This window comes from Streptomyces sp. NPDC046862, from assembly GCF_040704615.1.
Classification (GTDB): domain Bacteria; phylum Actinomycetota; class Actinomycetes; order Streptomycetales; family Streptomycetaceae; genus Streptomyces.
This window is the reverse complement of sequence record NZ_JBEYXP010000028.1, coordinates 1-18,621: the sequence shown is the minus strand read 5'-3', so window position 1 is coordinate 18,621 and position 18,621 is coordinate 1. Positions and strand designations below refer to the sequence as shown.

Sequence of the window (18,621 nt, the reverse complement as noted above, 5' to 3'; positions counted from 1 at the left end):
ATCACCGCCACGACCGTGCCGGCGGGAGCGGGTACACCAAGCGCCAGCCCGGCGAACGCGCCACTGACCGCGAAGACCCACGTCAGCCGCATCATGGCCAAACTCGGCGCCCGGGACCGGTCCCAAGTCGTGGTCATGGCCTGCGAGTACCGCATGGTCAGCCCTGGCTGGCGCACGGACTGAATCCCCGGCTGCCGCCAGCATCTGGCGCCGCGCCAGCCGCGCAGACCTCACCTGTCGCAGGTCCGCCGCTCGTCTCGCACGGCCATGCCGGCGGGCCTCATACGGGAGTGAGACTGACCGCCCAGGCCACGGCGTGAGGCGCCGAGCGTCGGCGCAGGAAGCAAGCGGCGAGAACCTACGCCGAAGGGCATGTCTCGCACGAGGAGATGGGCACCGGCAGGCCCGGGATCACGGGGCCTCGCGACGCGATCGTCGACGATCTGCACACCGGGTGGAAGGACACGCTCTACAAGACCCGGCGGTGCCCCCGCCCCGGCGGGCCCGGGATCCGGATCTCCGGGACCATGGGGTTCGGACGGTTGACGATCCGCCACGCGTGGCTTTGAGACCCAGCCGGCATCAGGACCAGCTTCCACGCCCGATCGCTACTGCCGTGATCGAAGAGGTTGGCTGGGTTGTTCAGGCCGCACTCTGGAGGGAGGCGTGCGACACAGCGGACGGCCCTACACCTGCCCGCGCGGCGAAACGCTGCGGGCCTCACGGCCGGAGAACCGTAAGGCCCGCAGCGGATACGTCCACTACTGCCCGGGAGTATCGCGCCTGTGGACGTCCGGGAATCGGGTCGCGGTGCCACGGCAACGGGGCAGCCCAGGGTGGGCGCCCCGCCGCGGTGTCGCCGCCGGTCAGTCGGCCGGGGTCAGTGCGACCTCGGCGCTGCCCGAGAGGGACGGCAGGCCGTCCGGGGGCGTGTCCGTGTAGGTGGCGTTGAAGACCGCCTTGAGGTTGTCCGAACCGGAGTGACCGCCGTCCACGAACGTCTTGAACGATCCGGAGCAGCCGTTGCTCGTCGACAGCGGGTGGCCGTGCGAGTCGTGGCCGAGGATGAACGAGACGCTGACCTTCGAGCAGTCCACCGGCTGGTCATCGGTGACGGTGACCTGCCAGGTGACCGTGTCGCCCCAGTGGAACGCCGTGCCGCCGTGCGGAGCCGGGTCGGTGGTGAGCGAGACGACCGGTGCCTTGTTGCCGACGACGACGGGAACCGACGCGGAGGCCGAGCGCCCGGTGCTGTCGGTGACCTTCAGCGTGGCGTCGTAGACGCCGTTCTCGGTGAACGTGTGCTTCGGGTTCGCCTCCCTGGAGTCCACGGTGCCGTCGGCGTCGAAGTCCCAGGCGTAGCTAAGGGCGTCACCGTCGGCGTCCTTCGTGCCGGCGCTGGAGAGCTGGACCGTCAGTGGGCGGGTGCCGTTGACCACGTCCGCGGCGACCTTGGGCTCCGGGGTGCGGTTGCCCCGGGTGAAGTCGATGCGGGAGAGCTGTGCCTCGGGCAGTTCCGCGAAGTACCCGGTGCCGTACTCGAGCACGTACAGCGCGCCGTCCGGGCCGAATTCGGCGTCGATCGGGCCGTCCGTCTTGATCGAGGGGATCGCGTCCTCGATCTTCTGGACCTCGTTCTTCTTGCCGAGGGTGATGGCCTTCATCTGGTCGCGGGTCCACTCGTAGAAGAGCGGCTTGCCGTCGAAGTACTGGGGCCAGCGGTTCTGGGCCTTGTTCCGTGGGTCGTAGCGGTACGCCGAGCCGCCCATGGGGCCGATGCCGCCCGTGCCGAGTTCGGGGAACGTCGGGGAGGCGTCGTAGCCGTAGACGATCTCCGCGTCCGTGACCGGGGGCAGCACGCTGCGGCCGGTGTTGTGCCGCGAGTCGTTGACCGGCTTGGCGCAGTCGAACGCGCCGCTGGAGGTCTTGGTGGCGAAGTCGTAGTCCTGGTACGGCATGTCCTGAGTCACGCAGAACGGCCAGCCGTAGTTGGCGGGGCGGTCGATGACCATCCAGCGCCCCTGGCCGGCGGGGCCACGGTCGGGGGCGGCGGTCTTGGCGTCGGGTGAGTAGTCGCCGACGTAGACCTCGCCCGTCTTGTCGTCCACCCCGAAGCGGAACGGGTTGCGCAGACCCATGGCGTAGATCTCCGGGCGGGTCTTCGGGGTGCCCGGCGCGAAGAGGTTGCCGTCCGGTATCGCGTAGCCGCCGTCGCGCTTGGTCTTGACGCGCAGGACCTTGCCGCGCAGGTCGTTTGTGTTGCCCGCGGTGCGCCGCGCGTCGTAGGCCGGGTTGCGGTCGGGCCGGTCGTCGAGCGGGGCGTAGCCGTCGGAGGAGAACGGGTTGGAGTCGTCGCCGGTCGACAGGAACAGGTTGCCCTTGAGGTCGAAGTCGATCTTGCCGCCGACGTGGCAGCAGAGGCCGCGGTCGGCCGGCACGTCGAGGATCTTCTGCTCGGTGGCGTAGTCGAGCTTGTTGCCCGCGAGCTTGAACCGCGACAGCCGTGTGACGCCCTTGTACTTGGCGAAGTCCTCGGCCGTGCCGGACTGCGGTGCGTCCCCTTCGTTGACGCCCGGGGTGGCCGGGTCGTCCATGGGGGTGTCGAGGCGGGGCGAGTAGTAGAGGTAGACCCAGTGGTTCTTGGCGAAGCCGGGGTCGACGGCGATGCCCTGCACGCCTTCTTCGTCGTGCTGGTAGAGCCCGGCGGGGCTCTTCTTCATGTCGGCGGCGAGGAAGTTCACGCCGCTCTTGGGGTCGTGGATGCGGACTTCTCCCGTGCGCGCCGTGTGCAGCACCCGCCGGTCGGGCAGGACTGCCAGGGCCATGGGCTCGCCCGGGCGGTCGTTGAGGGTGACCTTCTGGAAGTCCGACGAAGCCGGCGGCACGGGGTCCGATGGGGCGGCTTGGGATACGGAGAGGGGCAGGAGCCCGACGGCTCCGGCCAACGCAGCCGCCCCCACGAGGGTGACGATCCGTCTGTTGCGCACTCAGAACTCCTTTGGTCCGGCCAGCGGGTGAAAGACCAGGCGAAATGCGTGAGTTGGACGCTAGGGTGCCTACTTTCAACTCGTCAAGGACAAAGTTTCAATCTTTTCAAGAAAAGTTCGCTGTTGCATTTCATGCCTTTTCGGGCATACCCGGAGCCCGCCCCGCGCCAAGAGGCCGGGCGGGCATCGCGCATGACGCTGCGTCAGGTACGGGCGCGTAGGGCCGCGAGGTTGTCGTAGCCGATCCGGGCGAACTCCAGGGACTGACCGGGAACGCTCGCGCTCGGTGCGGTGTCCTGCTCGACCATCGGGTTGTGGTAGTTCTTCGCACCCACCCGGGTGAAGAACTTCCGGTAGTCGATGTCGCCCGTCCCGAACGGCACCATGTCGTAGCCCAGGCCGCTCTGGGGATTGACCACGCCGTCCTTCGCGTGGAAGAGCGGGAAGCGGTTGGTGTTGCGGACCACGAGAGCTGCCGGGTCGAAGACCTGCTCACGCCGCGAGCCGTCGTGAGCGGTGTACGTGTGGAACTTGTACTGGGCGACGTGCGCCCAGAAGACGTCCAGCTCCAGATAGACGCTCTTGCGGTCCGTCACCGTCAGGAAGTACTCCAGCTTCCGGATACCGGAGCTGCGGGTCGGCCGGCCCTGGGCGTCGAGCGGGCCGCCGTCGAGCAGGAAGTCGTAGGCGCTGTCGTGGTTGTGGGTGTAGAGCTTGATGCCTTCACGGCGGGCGATGGCGCCCAGGGTGTTCCACTTCTGCGCGGCGACGTCCCAGTCGGCCCGGTAGGGGGTGGTGGTGGGGTCGGCGCCGGTCCCCATGTGCTCCATGCCGAGGATGTTGGCGATCTCCAGGAAGCGCTTGAAGGTGTCCAGGTCGGACGGGGTCAGCGGCCAGGACGGGGGGATGAAGCCGTGGCTGCCCTGCGCCCGCAGGCCGTACGCGTCGAGCCAGGAGCGCAGCAGCTTCGCGCCCTGGACGGTGCCCAGATCGGCGCCTCCCGGCGCGTTGGCGTGCTGGCCGTAGCCGGCGAACTCCACCTGGCGGTAGCCGAAGCGCGACAGCTGCTTGAACACCTCGCGGAAACCGGAGGGCAGATCGGAGGCCAGCGGGTCGCGGCCGATCGCGTCACGCACGGTGTAGAGGATGATGCCGCGCTTGTGCGGCGGGACCAGAGCGGAACGCCCACCGTCATGGCCGGCGGCTTCCGCTCCGTCCTGCGCCAGGGCGGGCGCGGCACCGAAGACCGGGGCGGCCACCGCCGCGGCGGTGGCGGCCGTGCAGGTGCTGAGGAAACGGCGGCGGCTGACGCCGAGTGCGCGGCGCAGGGCGTCGCCGGTGACGGCTTCGTCGTTGAACGCGGTCACAGTGGTTCTCTCTTTCGTTGTCGCGGTGCTGCGAGTGCTCGACGGCTGCCGCCCTCAGGCGAGGCCGGCGAGCCGCAGGAGCAGGGACTTCACTTCGGTGGCCGCTGCACGGCCGGACACTGCGCGGGGGGTGGAGACCAGGACGAGCGGACCTTCTTCGTCGCTCGTGGGGAGGCGGCCGTGGCTGCCGCGTACGGGTGAGGCGTCAAGGGGGACGACGGCGAGCCGGTGAGGCATGCCGAGCTTCTTGCGGGCCCCCGGCCTTGGCTGCCTCGAGCCGCACGCAAGGATCTTCGGGATCCATGAACAGCTCGACGGGGTCGTTGCGGGTTGCGTGCGGGTGGGCGGCAAAGGGCCGCCGGTGAGAAATGCGGGGTACCTGAGAGTTATTGGCCCTGCGCTGTGTCGGGCCGTCCTCCGTAGGCCCGTCAAACGAGCGGCGCGCCGCGCGACCTGAACGCGCCGTCAGTCTCGAACCACTGTGTGGTCCCTGTGCACGAAGGGACCGTAGCCCCGTTCGTCCTTGGCCGGAACCCCTTGCGCACGAAGACGGCGAACTTCTTCCCGAGTCAGGACAAAGCCGTGTCCGAGCAGCCCGGACCAGCCCGGCGGCTCTCCGCCGCCGGGCACTGACGTGGTCGGCTCTCGAAAGGGCGGGGGCAGCTACGGTTCGTCAGCACCCCAACTGGGCGTGGATTGAGCCGATTTACGGCTACTGCGGAGCGTCTAGTTGTCGGCGCCGCCAAAGGCGGCGTCGAAGGACGCCGAAGGCGGGTCGAAGTCGAATCGCTTCAGATGGGCGAGTGCTTGCGGCGCACCGACGAGGCGGTCCATACCGGCGTCCTCCCACTCCACGGAGATCGGTCCGTCATAGCGGATCGAACGCAGCATCCGGAACACGTCCTCCCAGGGGACGTCACCGTGCCCGGCGGAGACGAAGTCCCAACCGCGCCTCGGGTCACCCCAGGGCAGATGGGAGCCGAGCCGCCCGTTGCGCCCGTCCAGACGCTTGCGGGCCTCCTTGCAGTCGACGTGGTAGATCCGGTCCCGGAAGTCGTAGAGGAAGCCGACCGGGTCCAGGTCCTGCCAGACGAAGTGGCTGGGGTCGAAGTTGAGCCCGAAGGCCGGGCGGTTGTCCACCGCCTCCAGGGCGCGCTTGGTGGTCCAGTAGTCGTAGGCGATCTCGCTCGGATGGACCTCGTGGGCGAAGCGGACGCCCTCGGTGTCGAACACGTCCAGGACCGGGTTCCAGCGTTCGGCGAAGTCCTCGTAACCGCGCTCGATCATCCGCTCCGGTACCGGCGGGAACATCGCCACCAGATGCCAGATCGACGATCCGGTGAAACCGACGACCGTGTCGACGCCGAAGGCGGCGGCGGCCCGCGCAGTGTTCGCGATCTCGGCCGCGGCCCGTAGGCGTACGCCCTCCGGCTCCCCGTCGCCCCAGATCCGGGCGGGCAGGATGCCCTGGTGCCGTTCGTCGATGGGATGGTCACAGACGGCCTGGCCGACGAGGTGGTTGGAGATCGCCCAGCACTTCAGGCCGTACTTCTCCAGCAGCGCGTGCCGGCCGGCCAGGTAGGACGGATCGGCCAGAGCCTTGTCGACCTCGAAGTGGTCGCCCCAGCAGGCGAGTTCGAGGCCGTCGTAGCCGAAGTCGGCGGCCCGTCGGCAGACCTCCTCCAACGGCAGATCGGCCCACTGACCGGTGAACAGGGTGAACGGGCGTGGCATGGTGCCTCCGAGCGGGGTTCCTTGCCGGATCTCTACCGGACTTCGGCCTCGACGGCCTGGACAGGGGTGTGGACGGAGTTCTTCTGCGCGCTCTCCTCCACCGCGGCGAGCACCCGCTGCACCTGCAGACCGTCGGCGAACGACGGCCTCGGGTCGGTGCCGGACGCGATGGCCTCGACCAGGTCGCGGGCCTGGTGGGCGAAGGTGTGCTCATAGCCGAGCGGGTGACCCGGCGGCCACCAGCCCTCCAGGTACGGGTGCTCGGCCTCGGTGACGTCGATCCTGCGGAACCCCGCCGTGGCGGCGGGCTCCCGATGGTCGTGGAAGGACAACTCGTTGAGCCGCTCCAGGTCGAACGCGAGCGAACCGAACTCGCCGTTCACCTCCAGCCTCAGGGCGTTCTTGCGCCCCGACGCCATCCGCGTCGCCTCGAACGTGGCGAGCGCCCCCGAGGCGAGCCGGCCGGTGAAGACGGCCGCGTCATCGACCGTCACCGGACCTCGCCGGGTGCCTCCGGAAGCGGCCAGACCGGAGGAGGCACCGTCGAGGCGGGGGCGTTCCTTGACGAAGGTCTCCATCTGGGCGGAGACCCCGACCAGCACCTCCCCCGCCAGGTACTGGGCGAGGTCGACGATGTGCGCGCCGAGGTCGCCGAGCGCCCCCGACCCCGCGTGCTCCCGCTGCAGCCGCCACGTCAGCGGGAAGTCGGGGTCGACCAGCCAGTCCTGGAGGTAGCTGACGCGTACGTGGCGCAACGTGCCGAGCCTGCCGTCGGCGATGAGCCGGCGGGCGAAGGTGAGGGCGGGCACACGCCGGTAGTTGAAGCCCACCATGGCCAACTGGCCGCGCGAGCGGGCCGCTTCGGCGGCCGTGACCATGGCCTCCGCCTCGGCGACCGAATTGGCCAGCGGCTTCTCGCACAGGACGTGCTTGCCCGCCTCCAGCGCCGCGATGGCGATCTCCGCATGGCTGTCGCCCGGTGTGCAGATGTCGACGAGTTGCACGTCGTCGCGGGCTATGAGGGCGCGCCAGTCGGTCTCCGCCGCGGCCCAGCCGTGCTTGTCGGCGGCCGCCCGCACGGCGTGCGCGTCGCGGCCGGCGATCGCGGCCAGGACCGGCCGCAGCGGCAGGTCGAACACGTGCCCTACGGTGCGCCACCCCTGTGAGTGCGCGGCGCCCATGAACGAGTAACCGACCATGCCCACGCCGAGTGCCGGCGGTGCGGTCCGACTGTCCCTCTGTTCCATACGGATTGCTCCTCGTCGGAGTGTCACTGACTCATCGCTGTGTTCGTGGGGCACGCGGCGACGGGTCACCGCACTGCCCGGCCCGGTCAGATGAAGCCGGTCGGCAGGTACTGGTCGACGTTGTCCTTGGTGACCACGGCCGAGTAGAGGGTCATCGAAGACGGGATCTCGAACTCGGCGAGGCCACCGACGCCCTTGCCCTGGCCGAGCGCCCGCGCGAGGTCGATGGCGGAGGCGGCCATCGTCGGCGGGTACAGGACGGTCGCCTTCAGCACGCTGTTGCCGGCCTTGATGGCGTCCATCGCGGACTTGGCACCCGCGCCGCCGACCATCAGGAAGTCGTCGCGACCGGCCTGGTCGATGGCGCGCAGCGCGCCCACGCCCTGATCGTCGTCGTGGTTCCACAGCGCGTCGAACTTCGACTGGGCCTGCAGCAGTTGAGCCATCTTTGCCTGGCCGGACTCGACCGTGAAGTCGGCCGCCTGGCGGGCCACCTTCTTGATGTTCGGGTAGTTCTTCAGGGCGTCGTTGAAGCCCTTGGTGCGCTGCTGGGTCAGCTCGAGGTTGTCGAGGCCGGCGAGTTCCACGACCTTGGCGTTCTTCTTGTCCTTCAGCTGTTCGCCGATGTAGTGGCCGGCGTTGAGGCCCATGCCGTAGTTGTCGCCGCCGATCCAGCAGCGGTACGCCTGCTGGGAGCCGAAGACACGGTCCAGGTTGACGACGGGAATACCCGCCTTCATGGCCTGCAGGCCGACCTGGGTGAGCGCCTTGCCGTCGGCCGGCAGGATCACCAGGACATCGACCTTCTTGTTGATCAGCGTCTGGATCTGGCCGATCTGCTGGGCGGTGTCGTTGGACCCCTCGGTGATCTCCAGCGTGACGTCCGAGTACTTCTTCGCCCGCGACTTGGCGTTGTCGTTGATGGCGTTGAGCCAGCCGTGGTCGGCCTGCGGCCCGGCGAAGCCGATGGTGACAGGCTTGCCCGGCTTGTCGTCCGCGACCGGGGCGGCGTTGTCCGCGGCCCCCTCCTGCTTCGTGGGCTCATTGCTGGTGCAGGCCGTCAGCAGCGCGCCGGCGGAAACGGCTGCGGTGCCGAACAGGAGTGATCTGCGGCTGGTGGCGGGGGTTCGTGCCATGGCGGATGGACCCTTCGACTGGGCGGTGTGCGTCAGATGGAGGATGTGGGGGGTGCCGGACGGCGGTGTCAGGGGCCGCCGTCCGGCGGCGCTGCACGGCGTCAGGCGTCGCCGCCGCGCATCGAGCGGCGCTGGACCAGGACGGCGGCGACGATGATGGCGCCCTTCGCGATCTGCTGGACAGCGGTCTCGAGGTTGTTCAGGGCGAAGATGTTGGTGATCGTGGTGAAGACCAGGACGCCGAGGACGGAGCCGATGATGGTGCCGCGACCGCCGCTGAGCAGGGTGCCGCCGATGATCGCCGCGGCGATGGCGTCCAGCTCGTAGAGGTTGCCGTTGGTGTTCTGACCCGAGCCGGCGAGCACGATCAGCATGAACGCGGCGATACCGCAGCACAGTCCGGACAGCAGGTACAGGTACAGGCGCTGGCGGCGGACGTCGATGCCGGCGAGGCGTGCCGCTTCCGCGTTGCCGCCGACGGCGACGGTGCGCCGGCCGAAGGTGGTGCGGTTGAGCAGCAGCCAGCCGATGACGGTGACAGCGGCGAAGATCAGAACGAGGGGCGGGATGCCGAGGATGTAGGCGTCCCTGGCACCGAGATCGAGCACCGATCCGACGGTCACGACCTGGGTGCTGCCGTCCGTGATCTGCAACGCCAGGCCCCGGGCGGAGGCGAGCATGGCCAGCGTCGCGATGAACGGCACCATCCTGCCGTAGGCGATCAGCAGACCGTTGACGAGACCACAGCCCACACCGACGATCACCGCGGTGAAGAGGATGCCCGCGAAGCCGAACTCCTGCGTGGCCACGGTCGTCGCCCACACCGAGGCGAGCGCCACCATCGCGCCGACCGACAGGTCGATCCCGCCGCTGGTGATGACGAACGTCATGCCGACGGTGACGACGCCGATCACGGACGCCTGGGTGAGGACGAGCTGCAGATTGCTCGTCGCCAGGAACTGGTCCGGTGCGGTGATCCCACCGACCGCGACGAGGACGGCGAGGACTCCGAGCAATGACAGACTGCGCACGTCCCACCGCAGTCGGGGTCGCCGCGAACTCTCCCCGTCCTCCGCGGACTTGGCGGCGGACGTCGGCGCTTCCTTCTGCGCCGCGGTGGCCGGCTGCGTCATGGCGTGAGGCTCCCTTCCATTACAAGATCAAGTACACGGTGCTCGTCGAGCTCCCGGGCGTCCGCCGTGTGCACGACGCTGCCTTCACGGAGCACCAGCACCCGGTCGGCGAGACCCAGGACTTCGGGCACCTCACTGGACACGAGAAGTACGGCCAGGCCCTCGTCGGCCAGCCGGCGAATCACCGCGTAGAGCTCCGCCCGGGCGCCGATGTCGACACCCCTGGTCGGCTCGTCCAGCAGCAGCACCTTGCAGCCTCGCAACAGCCAGCGTGCGAGCACCGCCTTCTGCTGGTTGCCGCCGGACAGGGTCCTGATCGCGGCATCGGGATTGTCCGGCCGGAGGGACAGTTCCCGAACCGCCTGGTGCGCCGCAGCTCGCTCGGCACGCCGGTCGAGCCAGCCCGCGCGGGCGAACCGGGACAGGGTGGAGACCGAGACGTTGCTGCTGACGGACTCCAGCATCAGCAGGCCCTGCGCCTTGCGTTCCTCGGGCGCGAGGCCGATGCCGGCACGGACGGCGGCGCGGACACTTCCGGGGCGCAAGGGTGTGCCGTCGACGAGGACACGGCCGTCGTCGGGCTTGCGAGCCCCGTAGATCGTCTCCAGGATCTCGCTGCGCCCGGACCCGACGAGCCCGGCCAGACCGACGATCTCACCGGGCCGCAGTTCCAGGTCGACGGGCGCGAACTCCCCTCGCCGGGTCAGTCCTTCGACCTTCAGCACCGGTTCTCTGCCCGCGGTGAACCCGGCCTCAGGCCGCTCGGGGAAGACGTACTCGACATTCCGCCCGGTCATCAGGGCCACGACCTCATCGGTCGGCGTCGCCTTGGCAGGCAGACCGCCCGCGACCGACCGGCCCTCCTTCAGGACCGTGACCCGGTCCCCGATGCGCCGGATCTCCTCAAGCCGGTGGGAGATGTAGATGACGGCGACACCCTCCGCCGTCAGATCGCCCACGATCCTGAAAAGGTTGTCCACCTCTTCGGGGTCGAGCGCCGCCGACGGCTCGTCCATCACGATCAACCGAACCTCGTGGGACAGCGCGCGGGCCATCGAGACGATCTGCTGCTGCGCCGCGGACAGGTCGCCGACGAGCGTCGTCGGATCGATCTCCGAGTGCCCCAGACGTTTCAGCAGCTCCGCGGTCGCCGTACGGGCGGCAGAGCCGCGCACGACGAACCCGGCGGAGGTGGGTTCGTGCCCGAGGAAGACGTTCTCCGCGACGGACAGCCCCTCGATCAGATCGAGTTCCTGGTAGATGGTGGCGATGCCGAGACGCATGGCGGCGACCGGCGACCCCAGGGTCACGGGCTCATCCCGCCAGGTGATCTCGCCGCTGTCCGGCTGGTGAGCTCCGGCGAGCACTTTGATCAAAGTGGACTTGCCGGCCCCGTTCTGACCGAGCAGGCAGTGGACCTCGCCGGCCTGGACCTCGAGATCCACGCCGTCCAGGGCGCGAACGCCCGGGAACGACTTGGTGATACCGGACATGGTGAGCAGGGGTGGTTGTGGTGCCATGAGGATTCCCCTCGGCGGATGCGGGCCGTGAGCGGGCAGGGCTGGGCAGGGTGGTTCAGGGAGACGGCTCTGGAGAGCCCCTGGCGAGGTGTGCGCTGGGGCGTAGGTAGGGGCTGAGAAGAGCAGGGCAGGCCTGATGGCCCGGCAACCATGCGGTGGTGGCAGCCGCCGACGCTTCATGCGGTGGCTACGGCGGTGCTGTGGCTTGTCGAGATGGCTCTACGGGTGTTGCGAGGGCGCCATGGGGTTGCCGAGGCGTAATGGGTGCAGGATCGCCAACGCGGTTGCAGTGACGCCCGGTTGTAGTGGCGCTTGGTTGTATGGCGCCACAGGGTTGCAGTGGCCCGAGTGGTGGTCCGTTGCCGACGAGGGCGGCAGCGGTTGGTGGTCCGTTGCCGACGAGGGCTGCAGCGGTCAGGCCGGTGAGAAGACGTGGTCGCTGATGAGCCGGGCCGCGCCGATGGCTCCGGCGGCCGGTCCCAACTCACCCAGCACAATCGGCAGGTTGCCCGTGGCCAGCGGCAACGACTGCCGGTACACCTGGGTCCGGACGCTGGCCAGCAGCGTGTGCCCGAGCCCGGTCACACCGCCGCTGATCACCACCAGCCCCGGATTGAAGAAACTGACAAGGCCGGCGATGACCTGCCCCAGACGCTTCCCGCCCTCCCGGATCAGCTCCAGAGCCACCGCGTCCCCTGCCGCCGCGGCAGCCGACACGTCCTCGGCCGTCAGACGCCCGGCCGTCTCGAGCCGGGCAGCGAGCTGTACCGACCGGCCCTCACGTGCGGCCTGCTCCGCGTCACCGGCCAGCGCGGCACCGCTGAAGTGGGCTTCCAGGCAGCCCCGGTTGCCGCACGCACACGCGCGACCTCCCGGTTCCACCTGAATGTGACCGATGTCGCCGGCACTGCCGGTCGCCCCCCGGTGGACCTCTCCGCCGACGACGATGCCGCAGCCGATGCCGGTGCCGATCTTGATGCACAGGAAGTCGCCCACGGAGCGTGCGACGCCCGCGTGCTGCTCCCCCATCGCCATCAGGTTCACGTCGTTGTCGACCATGACCGGGCAACCGAGTTCCTGGCTGAGCGCCTCCCGTACGGGAAAGCCGTCCCAGCCGGGCATGATCGGCGGCGCGACCGGTACGCCCTCGGGGAAGCGGACCGGTCCCGGGACGCCGATACCGGCGCCGTCGAACCCCTCCGCGACACCGGAGGCCTTCAGCTTGGCGGCCATGGACAGCACCTGCTCGAAGACCGCCACCGGCCCCTCCCGGACATCCATCGGTTGATTCAGATGCCCCAGGACCTCCAACTCCGCGTTCGTCACGGCGACATCGACCGACGTGGCACCGATATCGACACCGAGGAAACGCAGTGTCGGCGCGAGCCGGATGTTGTGCGACCGCCGGCCGCCCCGGGACGGAGCCAGCCCGTCCGCGACAACCAGCCCCGTCTCCAGCAGCCTGTCCACTTCGACTGCCAGCTTCGAACGGGACAGGTCCACCAGATCACCCAGCTGGGCACGAGAGTTGGACCCGTTGTCACGCAGCAGACGAAGCAGCCGCGCCTGATGCGCGTTCTCAGGTCGAGCGGTCATCCGCCTCACGATCCCTCCTCTCCCCTCACCCACGGCTGGGGCCCGGACGCCTGTCTCCGCCGACTGCGCCGTCAGGCCGTCGGAAAGGAACGTAACAACGATTTTCCGGAGTGGGAAGTACTTACGCCTGAATCGGCGCTTCTTTTTCCACGCACAGGACAAAGTCTCGACGGGTGGTCTCCGAGAGCGCTACTCCAGAACGGCCGCAGGGCCGAGCACGGCCGTCATCACCAGAGGGGCCGCACCGGCTGTCGGATCACTCGTCGCCGTCGCGACCACCGCTCGTAACGCCCACGGCGCACATACTGCACACTCGACGAAGCAGCAGGTCAGCGGCCCTTTTCGGCAGGCTCCAGGATCGCGACGCACTCCACATGATGTGTCATCGGAAACAGGTCGAACACCCGCAGCGTCCGCACCCGGTACCCGCCCTCGCGGAAGTACCCCAGGTCCCGGGCCAGGGCGGCCGGATCGCAGGCCACGTAGGCGATCCTCCGTGCGCCCAGCGACGACAGGTGCTCGACCGTCTTCCGGCCCGCACCGGCCCGCGGCGGGTCCAGGACGACGAGGTCGACCTCGGTGATGCCCGTACGCGGCAGCACGGCCTCGACCTTGCCCTGCTCGATGCGGACGCGGTCGAACTCGGCGAGGTTGTGCCGGGCGTCCTCCACCGCGCGCTTGCCCGACTCGATGCCGAGGACCGCGCCCTTGTCGCCGAGCCGGTCGGCGAGGGCACCCGCGAAGAGGCCGGCCCCGCAGTACAGGTCCAGCGCCATCTCGCCCTTGCGCGGCAGGAGCCCCTGCATCACGGCGGTGACGAGGGTGTCGGCCGCCTTCGGGTGCACCTGCCAGAAGCCGCCGCTGCCGACCCGGTGGGTACGGCCGTCGGCGCGTTCGCGGACGAAGGGGCGGCCGTGGACGCGGTGGACACCGCCGTCCTTCTCCTCGACCCGCATCACCGACACCGGCTTGTCCAGCTCCACGATGGGCAGCCGCGCTCCCGGCCTCGGTGTCAGGATCACCTGGCGGTCCTGCGAACCCGTCGCCGCGATCGCCTCGACCGATTCCATGCCGGTCCAGTCGCGCTTCTCGATGCCGAGCTCGTCGACGCCCGGCGCCGCGATCAAGCAGTGGTCGATCCGCTCCACCTCGTGCGAGCGGTGCCGGCGCAGACCGGCGTGGCCCTCGGAGTCGACGGCGTACTGCACGCGCGTGCGCCACGCCGGCACCTCACCCGCCGGAAGCTTGTCGCCCTCGGCCGGCATCACCGTGCCGTCCCAGCCCGCCTCCTCGGGCGTGAGGCCCGCGAGCCGCTGCAACTGCTCGGCGACCACCTCGCCCTTGAGCCGCCGCTGTGCGCCCGGCTTGGCGTGCTGCCAGTCGCAGCCTCCGCAGCGGCCCGGACCGGCGTACGGGCAGGGGGCCTCGACGCGGTCCTTGGACGCCGACAGCACCTCCACGGCGTCGGCGCGCAGGAAACGCGCCCCTTCCTCGCCCTCCGTCACCCGCGCGACGACCCGCTCACCGGGCAGCGCGTGCCGGACGAAGAGGACCTGGCCCGTGGACGCCCGGGCGATGCAGTGGCCGCCGTGGGCGACGGGGCCGATCTCGACCTCGTACTCCTCCCCTACCAGCGATTTCTTCTCTTCTGCCTGCATGGTGGGGTGACTCCAAGACGTAAGGACGCGTAACGGGTGGCGGCGTGAAAGGCGAGCGGCCGGACAACAGCCCACCAGTCTACGGGGGCGTCGTCCGGCCGCTCACCACGAGCCCGTCAGGCCGGCTCCGGCGGTCAGCTCTTGGCGCTGGGCGCCTTGCTCTCCTTGGGCCGTTCCGCGGGGCCGCGGCGCACCGCGCCCGGCGCGTTCCACTCCTGCCGCTTGCGGGCCCGCTTGCGCGCCACCTCGGAGGACTCCAGCTGGTACGGCACCGAGGTGACCATCACGCCCGGCGTGAACAGCAGCCGGCCCTTGAGCCGGAGCGCGCTCTGGTTGTGCAGCAGCTGCTCGTACCAGTGGCCGACCACGTACTCGGGGATGATCACGGACACCGCGTCGCGCGGGGACTCCTTGCGCAGCCCCTTCACGTACTCGATGATCGGCCGCGTGATCTCGCGGTACGGCGAGTCCAGGACCTTCAGCGGTACGTCGATGCCGCGCCGGTTCCACTCCTCCTGGAGCGCCTTGGTCTCGGCCGGGTCGACGTTGACGCTGAGGGCCTCCAGGGTGTGCGAGCGCAGCAGCTTGGCGTAGGCGAGGGCCCGCAGCGTGGGGCGGTGGATCTTCGAGATCAGGACCACCGAGTGGACGCGGGACGGGCGTACGACGTCGTCGCTCGGGCCCTCGGGTGCCGAGATCTCCTCGGCGACCCGGTCGTAGTGCTTACGGATCGCCGTCATCGTCGCGTAGAAGATCACCATGCCCACCAGGGCCACCCACGCGCCGTGCGTGAACTTGGTGACCAGGACGACGACCAGCACCAGGCCCGTGAAGAAGGCGCCGAAGGCATTGATGGCCCGGGAGCGGACCATGTGCCGCCGCTTGGCCTGGTCCTTCTCCGTCCTCAGATGACGGTTCCAGTGCCGGACCATGCCGGTCTGGCTGAGCGTGAAGGAGACGAACACGCCCACGATGTAGAGCTGGATGAGACGCGTGGAGTCGGCGCCGTAGATCCACACGAGCAGTCCGGCCGCGCCCGCGAGCAGCACGATGCCGTTGGAGAACGCGAGCCGGTCGCCGCGGGTGTGCAACTGGCGCGGCAGGTAGCGGTCCTGGGCGAGGATCGAGCCGAGCAGCGGGAAACCGTTGTAGGCGGTGTTGGCGGCCAGGAACAGCACGAGGGCCGTGGCGGCGGCGAGCAAGACGAAGAAGAACGTTCCGTCGCCGAAGACGGCGGCCGCGACCTGCGAGATCACCGGGTTCTGGACGTATCCGTCACCGATGGGGACGCCGTTCTTCAGCAGGTCCTGGGCCGGGTTCTCCGCCATGCGGACCTTGGTCGCCATGGCCAGGCCGATGATGCCGCAGAACATGGTGACGGCGAGCAGGCCCATCGCCGCCAGCGTGGTGGCGGCGTTCCTCGACTTGGGCTTGCGGAAGGCGGGCACGCCGTTGGAGATCGCCTCGACGCCGGTGAGCGCGGCACAGCCGGAGGAGAAGGCGCGCAGCATCAGGAAGACCAGCGCGAAGCCGGCGAGTCCCTGGTGCTCGGCCTTGATCTCGAAGCCGGAGGTGGGCGCCCTCATGGTCTCGTCGAGGACCAGACCGCGGAACGCGCCCCAGGCGATCATGATGAAGACGCCGACGACGAACACGTACGTCGGGATCGCGAAGAGCTTGCCGGACTCCTTCACCCCGCGCAGGTTCATCAGCGTCAGCAGCACGATGATGCCGACGGCGCACAGCACCTTGTTCTCGACGAAGAAGGGTATGGCGGAGCCGAGGTTCTCCACGCCGGAGGAGATGGAGACGGCGACGGTGAGGACGTAGTCGACGAGCAGCGCACTGGCGACGGTGAGGCCGGCCTTGGGACCGAGGTTGGTGTTCGCCACCTCGTAGTCACCGCCGCCGCTGGGGTACGCGTGCACGTTCTGCCGGTACGACGCCACCACAGTGAACATCAGCACGACGACCGCGACCGCGATCCAGGGGCTGAAGTGGTACGCCGACACGCCCGCGATGGAGAGGACCAGCAGCACCTCGCCCGGCGCGTACGCCACGGAGGAGAGCGGGTCGGATGCGAAGACGGGCAGCGCGATGCGCTTGGGCAGGAGTGTTTCCCCCAGCCGGTCACTGCGCAGTGCGCGCCCGATCAGGATCCGTTTGGGCACGTCGGTCAGTTTGGACACGCCAAGGATCGTAAGCCGTCGGGGCACGAGGCGCCCAGCCTCCCCCACCCCCGACCGGTCACGGGGCGCGGACCTGCCACGCCGTATGCCCTCCGGGTGAATTGGCGGACGAGGCGGGCTGCGGATTCCGTCACGGACGCCGTCCCCGTGTCTATATGACAAAACCGCCTTCCACCACGCCCTGCGAACCGCCCCGCACCCCGCCCTGGAGACCTCATGACGCATGCCGCCGAACTCATCGGCGCCGCCGCCGCACTCGTCGGGCTCGGCGTCCTGACGCTCTTCAGCGTCCGCAGCATCAGCCGCCGCTGAGGGGCACCGGGCGAGCTCCCCGCGAGCCCCGGCCGTCGCGACCGGTCGGTGAACGCCGGGCCCGTCATCGGCCGCCGCGGTCGGGACCGATACGTTGGTAACGGGCATACGGGAGCGGCACCCCGGACCCGAACGGGGCAACGGCCGGAAATCACCGGCATGATGTTGCCTGGCGGCCCGCACACCGGCCGCACGCGTTGCCCGGCGAGCCGAGAGAAGGACATGAGCAAGACAAGGACACAGGCCAGATGGTCTGTGGGAAGCGTGGTGTAGGCCCGTGCACATTGTCATCATGGGCTGCGGACGAGTGGGCTCCGCTCTCGCCCAGAACCTGGAGCAACAGGGGCACACGGTCGCGGTGATCGACCAGGACCCCACCGCCTTCCGGCGGCTGGGCTCCGGGTTCGGCGGCCGCCGTGTCACCGGAGTCGGCTTCGACCAGGACACCCTGCGCGAGGCGGGCATCGAGGAGGCCGGCGCGTTCGCCGCCGTCTCCAGCGGTGACAACTCCAACATCATCGCCGCGCGGGTCGCCCGCGAGATGTTCGGCATCGAGAACGTGGCGGCGCGCATCTACGACCCGCGCCGCGCCGAGGTCTACCAGCGTCTGGGCATTCCGACGGTCGCCACGGTCCGCTGGACCGCCGACCAGATGCTGCGCCGGCTGCTGCCCTCCGGTGCCGAGCCGCTGTGGCGCGACCCCACGGGCGGGGTGCAACTCGCCGAGGTGCACGCCTCGACGGCCTGGGTCGGCCACAAGATCAGCAAGCTCCAGGAGGAGACGGGGGTCCGGGTGGCGTTCCTCACCCGGCTGGGCGAGGCGATCCTGCCCACCTCGCAGACGGTGCTCCAGGAGGGCGACCTGGTCCACGTCATGATGCGCACGGACGATGTCGAGAAGGTCGAGGCGTCCTTCACCGAGGGGCCCGATGAGGAGGGCGGTCACTGATGAGGGTCGCCATTGCCGGAGCGGGCGCGGTCGGCCGCTCGATCGCGGGCGAACTGCTGGAGAACGGCCACGAGGTCCTTCTCGTCGACAAGGCGCCGACCGCCATCTCGGTCGAGCGCGTCCCCCAGGCGGAGTGGCTGCTGGCCGACGCCTGTGAGATCACGTCGCTGGACGAGGCGGCGCTCCAGCGCTGCAACGTCGTGATCGCGGCGACGGGCGACGACAAGGTGAACCTGGTCGTCTCACTGCTCGCCAAGACCGAGTACGGCGTTCCGCGCGTCGTCGCACGCGTCAACAATCCCAAGAACGAGTGGCTGTTCAACGAGTCCTGGGGCGTGGACGTGGCCGTATCGACCCCCCGGCTGATGTCGGCCCTCGTGGAGGAGGCGGTCAGCGTCGGCGACCTGGTCCGCCTGCTGCGCTTCAGCCACGGCGACGCCAACCTCGTCGAACTCACCCTCCCCCCGGAGTCGGCCCTGGCCGGCACCCAGGTCGGCGAGGTCGAGTGGCCCGAGGACACCTCCCTGGTCACCATCATCCGCGGCACCCGCGTCCTCACCCCCACGCAGGAGGACTCCCTGGAGGCCGGCGACGAATTGCTGTTCGTGGCCGCCCAGGCGCGGGAGGAGCAGTTGGAGGACCTGCTGTCGGTGCGGCGCGAGGACGCGACGAGCTGATCGGCGGGGATACGAGAAGAGGGGGGGGGCGGGGGTGTGAGCGGGGCCCCCCCAATTTTTACACGGCCGGGGGTGTTGTGGAGGGCGGTGGGTTCCCCAACGGGGGGGGATAAGAG

12 protein-coding genes and 3 pseudogenes are annotated in these 18,621 nt (G+C 69.5%); 4 read left to right on the top strand and 11 right to left on the bottom strand.

Annotation, left to right across the window (positions count from 1 at the left end; all coding sequences use genetic code 11):
• Positions 1–57 precede the first annotated feature (57 nt).
• Positions 58–183, top strand: a pseudogene (locus AB0959_RS28495) (LuxR C-terminal-related transcriptional regulator); the annotation flags it as partial.
• 206 nt (positions 184–389) lie between these two features.
• A pseudogene (locus AB0959_RS28490) lies at positions 390–569 on the top strand (hypothetical protein); the annotation flags it as partial.
• A 297-nt stretch (positions 570–866) separates the two neighbouring features.
• On the opposite strand, the gene AB0959_RS28485 reads toward AB0959_RS28490, so the two are convergent.
• From AB0959_RS28485 to AB0959_RS28435, 11 genes and pseudogenes are all read right to left on the bottom strand, one after another.
• Positions 867–2,987 (bottom strand): PQQ-dependent sugar dehydrogenase, encoded by a 2,121-nt coding sequence (locus AB0959_RS28485; protein WP_366829457.1) that lies wholly within the window; start codon positions 2,985–2,987, stop codon positions 867–869.
• 203 nt (positions 2,988–3,190) lie between these two features.
• A complete protein-coding gene (locus AB0959_RS28480) occupies positions 3,191–4,354 on the bottom strand; it encodes a TIM barrel protein (RefSeq protein WP_366829456.1) in 1,164 nt (387 codons plus the stop codon).
• A gap of 54 nt (positions 4,355–4,408) precedes the next feature.
• Positions 4,409–4,676 (bottom strand): annotated as a pseudogene (locus tag AB0959_RS28475) (alkaline phosphatase family protein); the annotation flags it as partial.
• Positions 4,677–5,080: 404 nt separating this feature from the next.
• A complete protein-coding gene (locus AB0959_RS28470) occupies positions 5,081–6,088 on the bottom strand; it encodes a sugar phosphate isomerase/epimerase family protein (RefSeq protein WP_366829455.1) in 1,008 nt (335 codons plus the stop codon).
• Positions 6,089–6,120: 32 nt separating this feature from the next.
• Positions 6,121–7,335 (bottom strand): Gfo/Idh/MocA family oxidoreductase, encoded by a 1,215-nt coding sequence (locus tag AB0959_RS28465; protein ID WP_366829454.1) that lies wholly within the window; start codon positions 7,333–7,335, stop codon positions 6,121–6,123.
• Positions 7,336–7,421: 86 nt separating this feature from the next.
• Positions 7,422–8,471 (bottom strand): substrate-binding domain-containing protein, encoded by a 1,050-nt coding sequence (locus AB0959_RS28460; RefSeq protein ID WP_366829453.1) that lies wholly within the window; start codon positions 8,469–8,471, stop codon positions 7,422–7,424.
• 101 nt (positions 8,472–8,572) lie between these two features.
• On the bottom strand, positions 8,573–9,604 hold the full coding sequence (locus AB0959_RS28455) for an ABC transporter permease (protein WP_366829452.1): 1,032 nt from the start codon (positions 9,602–9,604) through the stop codon (positions 8,573–8,575).
• Positions 9,601–11,124 (bottom strand): sugar ABC transporter ATP-binding protein, encoded by a 1,524-nt coding sequence (locus AB0959_RS28450; protein WP_366829451.1) that lies wholly within the window; start codon positions 11,122–11,124, stop codon positions 9,601–9,603. The genes AB0959_RS28455 and AB0959_RS28450 overlap by 4 nt, the downstream gene beginning before the upstream one ends.
• A gap of 414 nt (positions 11,125–11,538) precedes the next feature.
• Positions 11,539–12,720 carry an ROK family transcriptional regulator gene (locus AB0959_RS28445; RefSeq protein ID WP_366829450.1) on the bottom strand — a complete coding sequence of 394 codons (1,182 nt, stop codon included), beginning with the start codon at positions 12,718–12,720 and terminating at the stop codon, positions 11,539–11,541.
• Between the two features lie 329 nt (positions 12,721–13,049).
• Positions 13,050–14,378, bottom strand: coding sequence for a TRAM domain-containing protein (locus AB0959_RS28440; RefSeq protein WP_366829449.1), 1,329 nt, complete (start codon positions 14,376–14,378; stop codon positions 13,050–13,052).
• Positions 14,379–14,512: 134 nt separating this feature from the next.
• Positions 14,513–16,567, bottom strand: coding sequence for an APC family permease (locus AB0959_RS28435; protein ID WP_366829448.1), 2,055 nt, complete (start codon positions 16,565–16,567; stop codon positions 14,513–14,515).
• Between the two features lie 589 nt (positions 16,568–17,156).
• Here AB0959_RS28435 and AB0959_RS28430 point away from each other — a divergent pair.
• A complete protein-coding gene (locus tag AB0959_RS28430; protein WP_366829447.1) occupies positions 17,157–17,828 on the top strand; it encodes a TrkA family potassium uptake protein in 672 nt (223 codons plus the stop codon).
• A complete protein-coding gene (locus AB0959_RS28425; protein WP_366829446.1) occupies positions 17,828–18,505 on the top strand; it encodes a TrkA family potassium uptake protein in 678 nt (225 codons plus the stop codon). The genes AB0959_RS28430 and AB0959_RS28425 overlap by 1 nt, the downstream gene beginning before the upstream one ends.
• Positions 18,506–18,621 lie beyond the last annotated feature (116 nt).

Bases quoted from the DNA above. Each gene is read 5' to 3' on its own strand.
- AB0959_RS28455 (WP_366829452.1), bottom strand. From the start codon at position 9,604: ATGACGCAGCCGGCCACCGCGGCGCAGAAGGAAGCGCCGACGTCCGCC.
- AB0959_RS28425 (WP_366829446.1), top strand. From the start codon at position 17,828: ATGAGGGTCGCCATTGCCGGAGCGGGCGCGGTCGGCCGCTCGATCGCG.
- AB0959_RS28450 (WP_366829451.1), bottom strand. From the start codon at position 11,124: ATGGCACCACAACCACCCCTGCTCACCATGTCCGGTATCACCAAGTCG.
- AB0959_RS28445 (WP_366829450.1), bottom strand. From the start codon at position 12,720: ATGACCGCTCGACCTGAGAACGCGCATCAGGCGCGGCTGCTTCGTCTG.
- AB0959_RS28440 (WP_366829449.1), bottom strand. From the start codon at position 14,378: ATGCAGGCAGAAGAGAAGAAATCGCTGGTAGGGGAGGAGTACGAGGTC.
- AB0959_RS28465 (WP_366829454.1), bottom strand. From the start codon at position 7,335: ATGGAACAGAGGGACAGTCGGACCGCACCGCCGGCACTCGGCGTGGGC.
- AB0959_RS28460 (WP_366829453.1), bottom strand. From the start codon at position 8,471: ATGGCACGAACCCCCGCCACCAGCCGCAGATCACTCCTGTTCGGCACC.
- AB0959_RS28470 (WP_366829455.1), bottom strand. From the start codon at position 6,088: ATGCCACGCCCGTTCACCCTGTTCACCGGTCAGTGGGCCGATCTGCCG.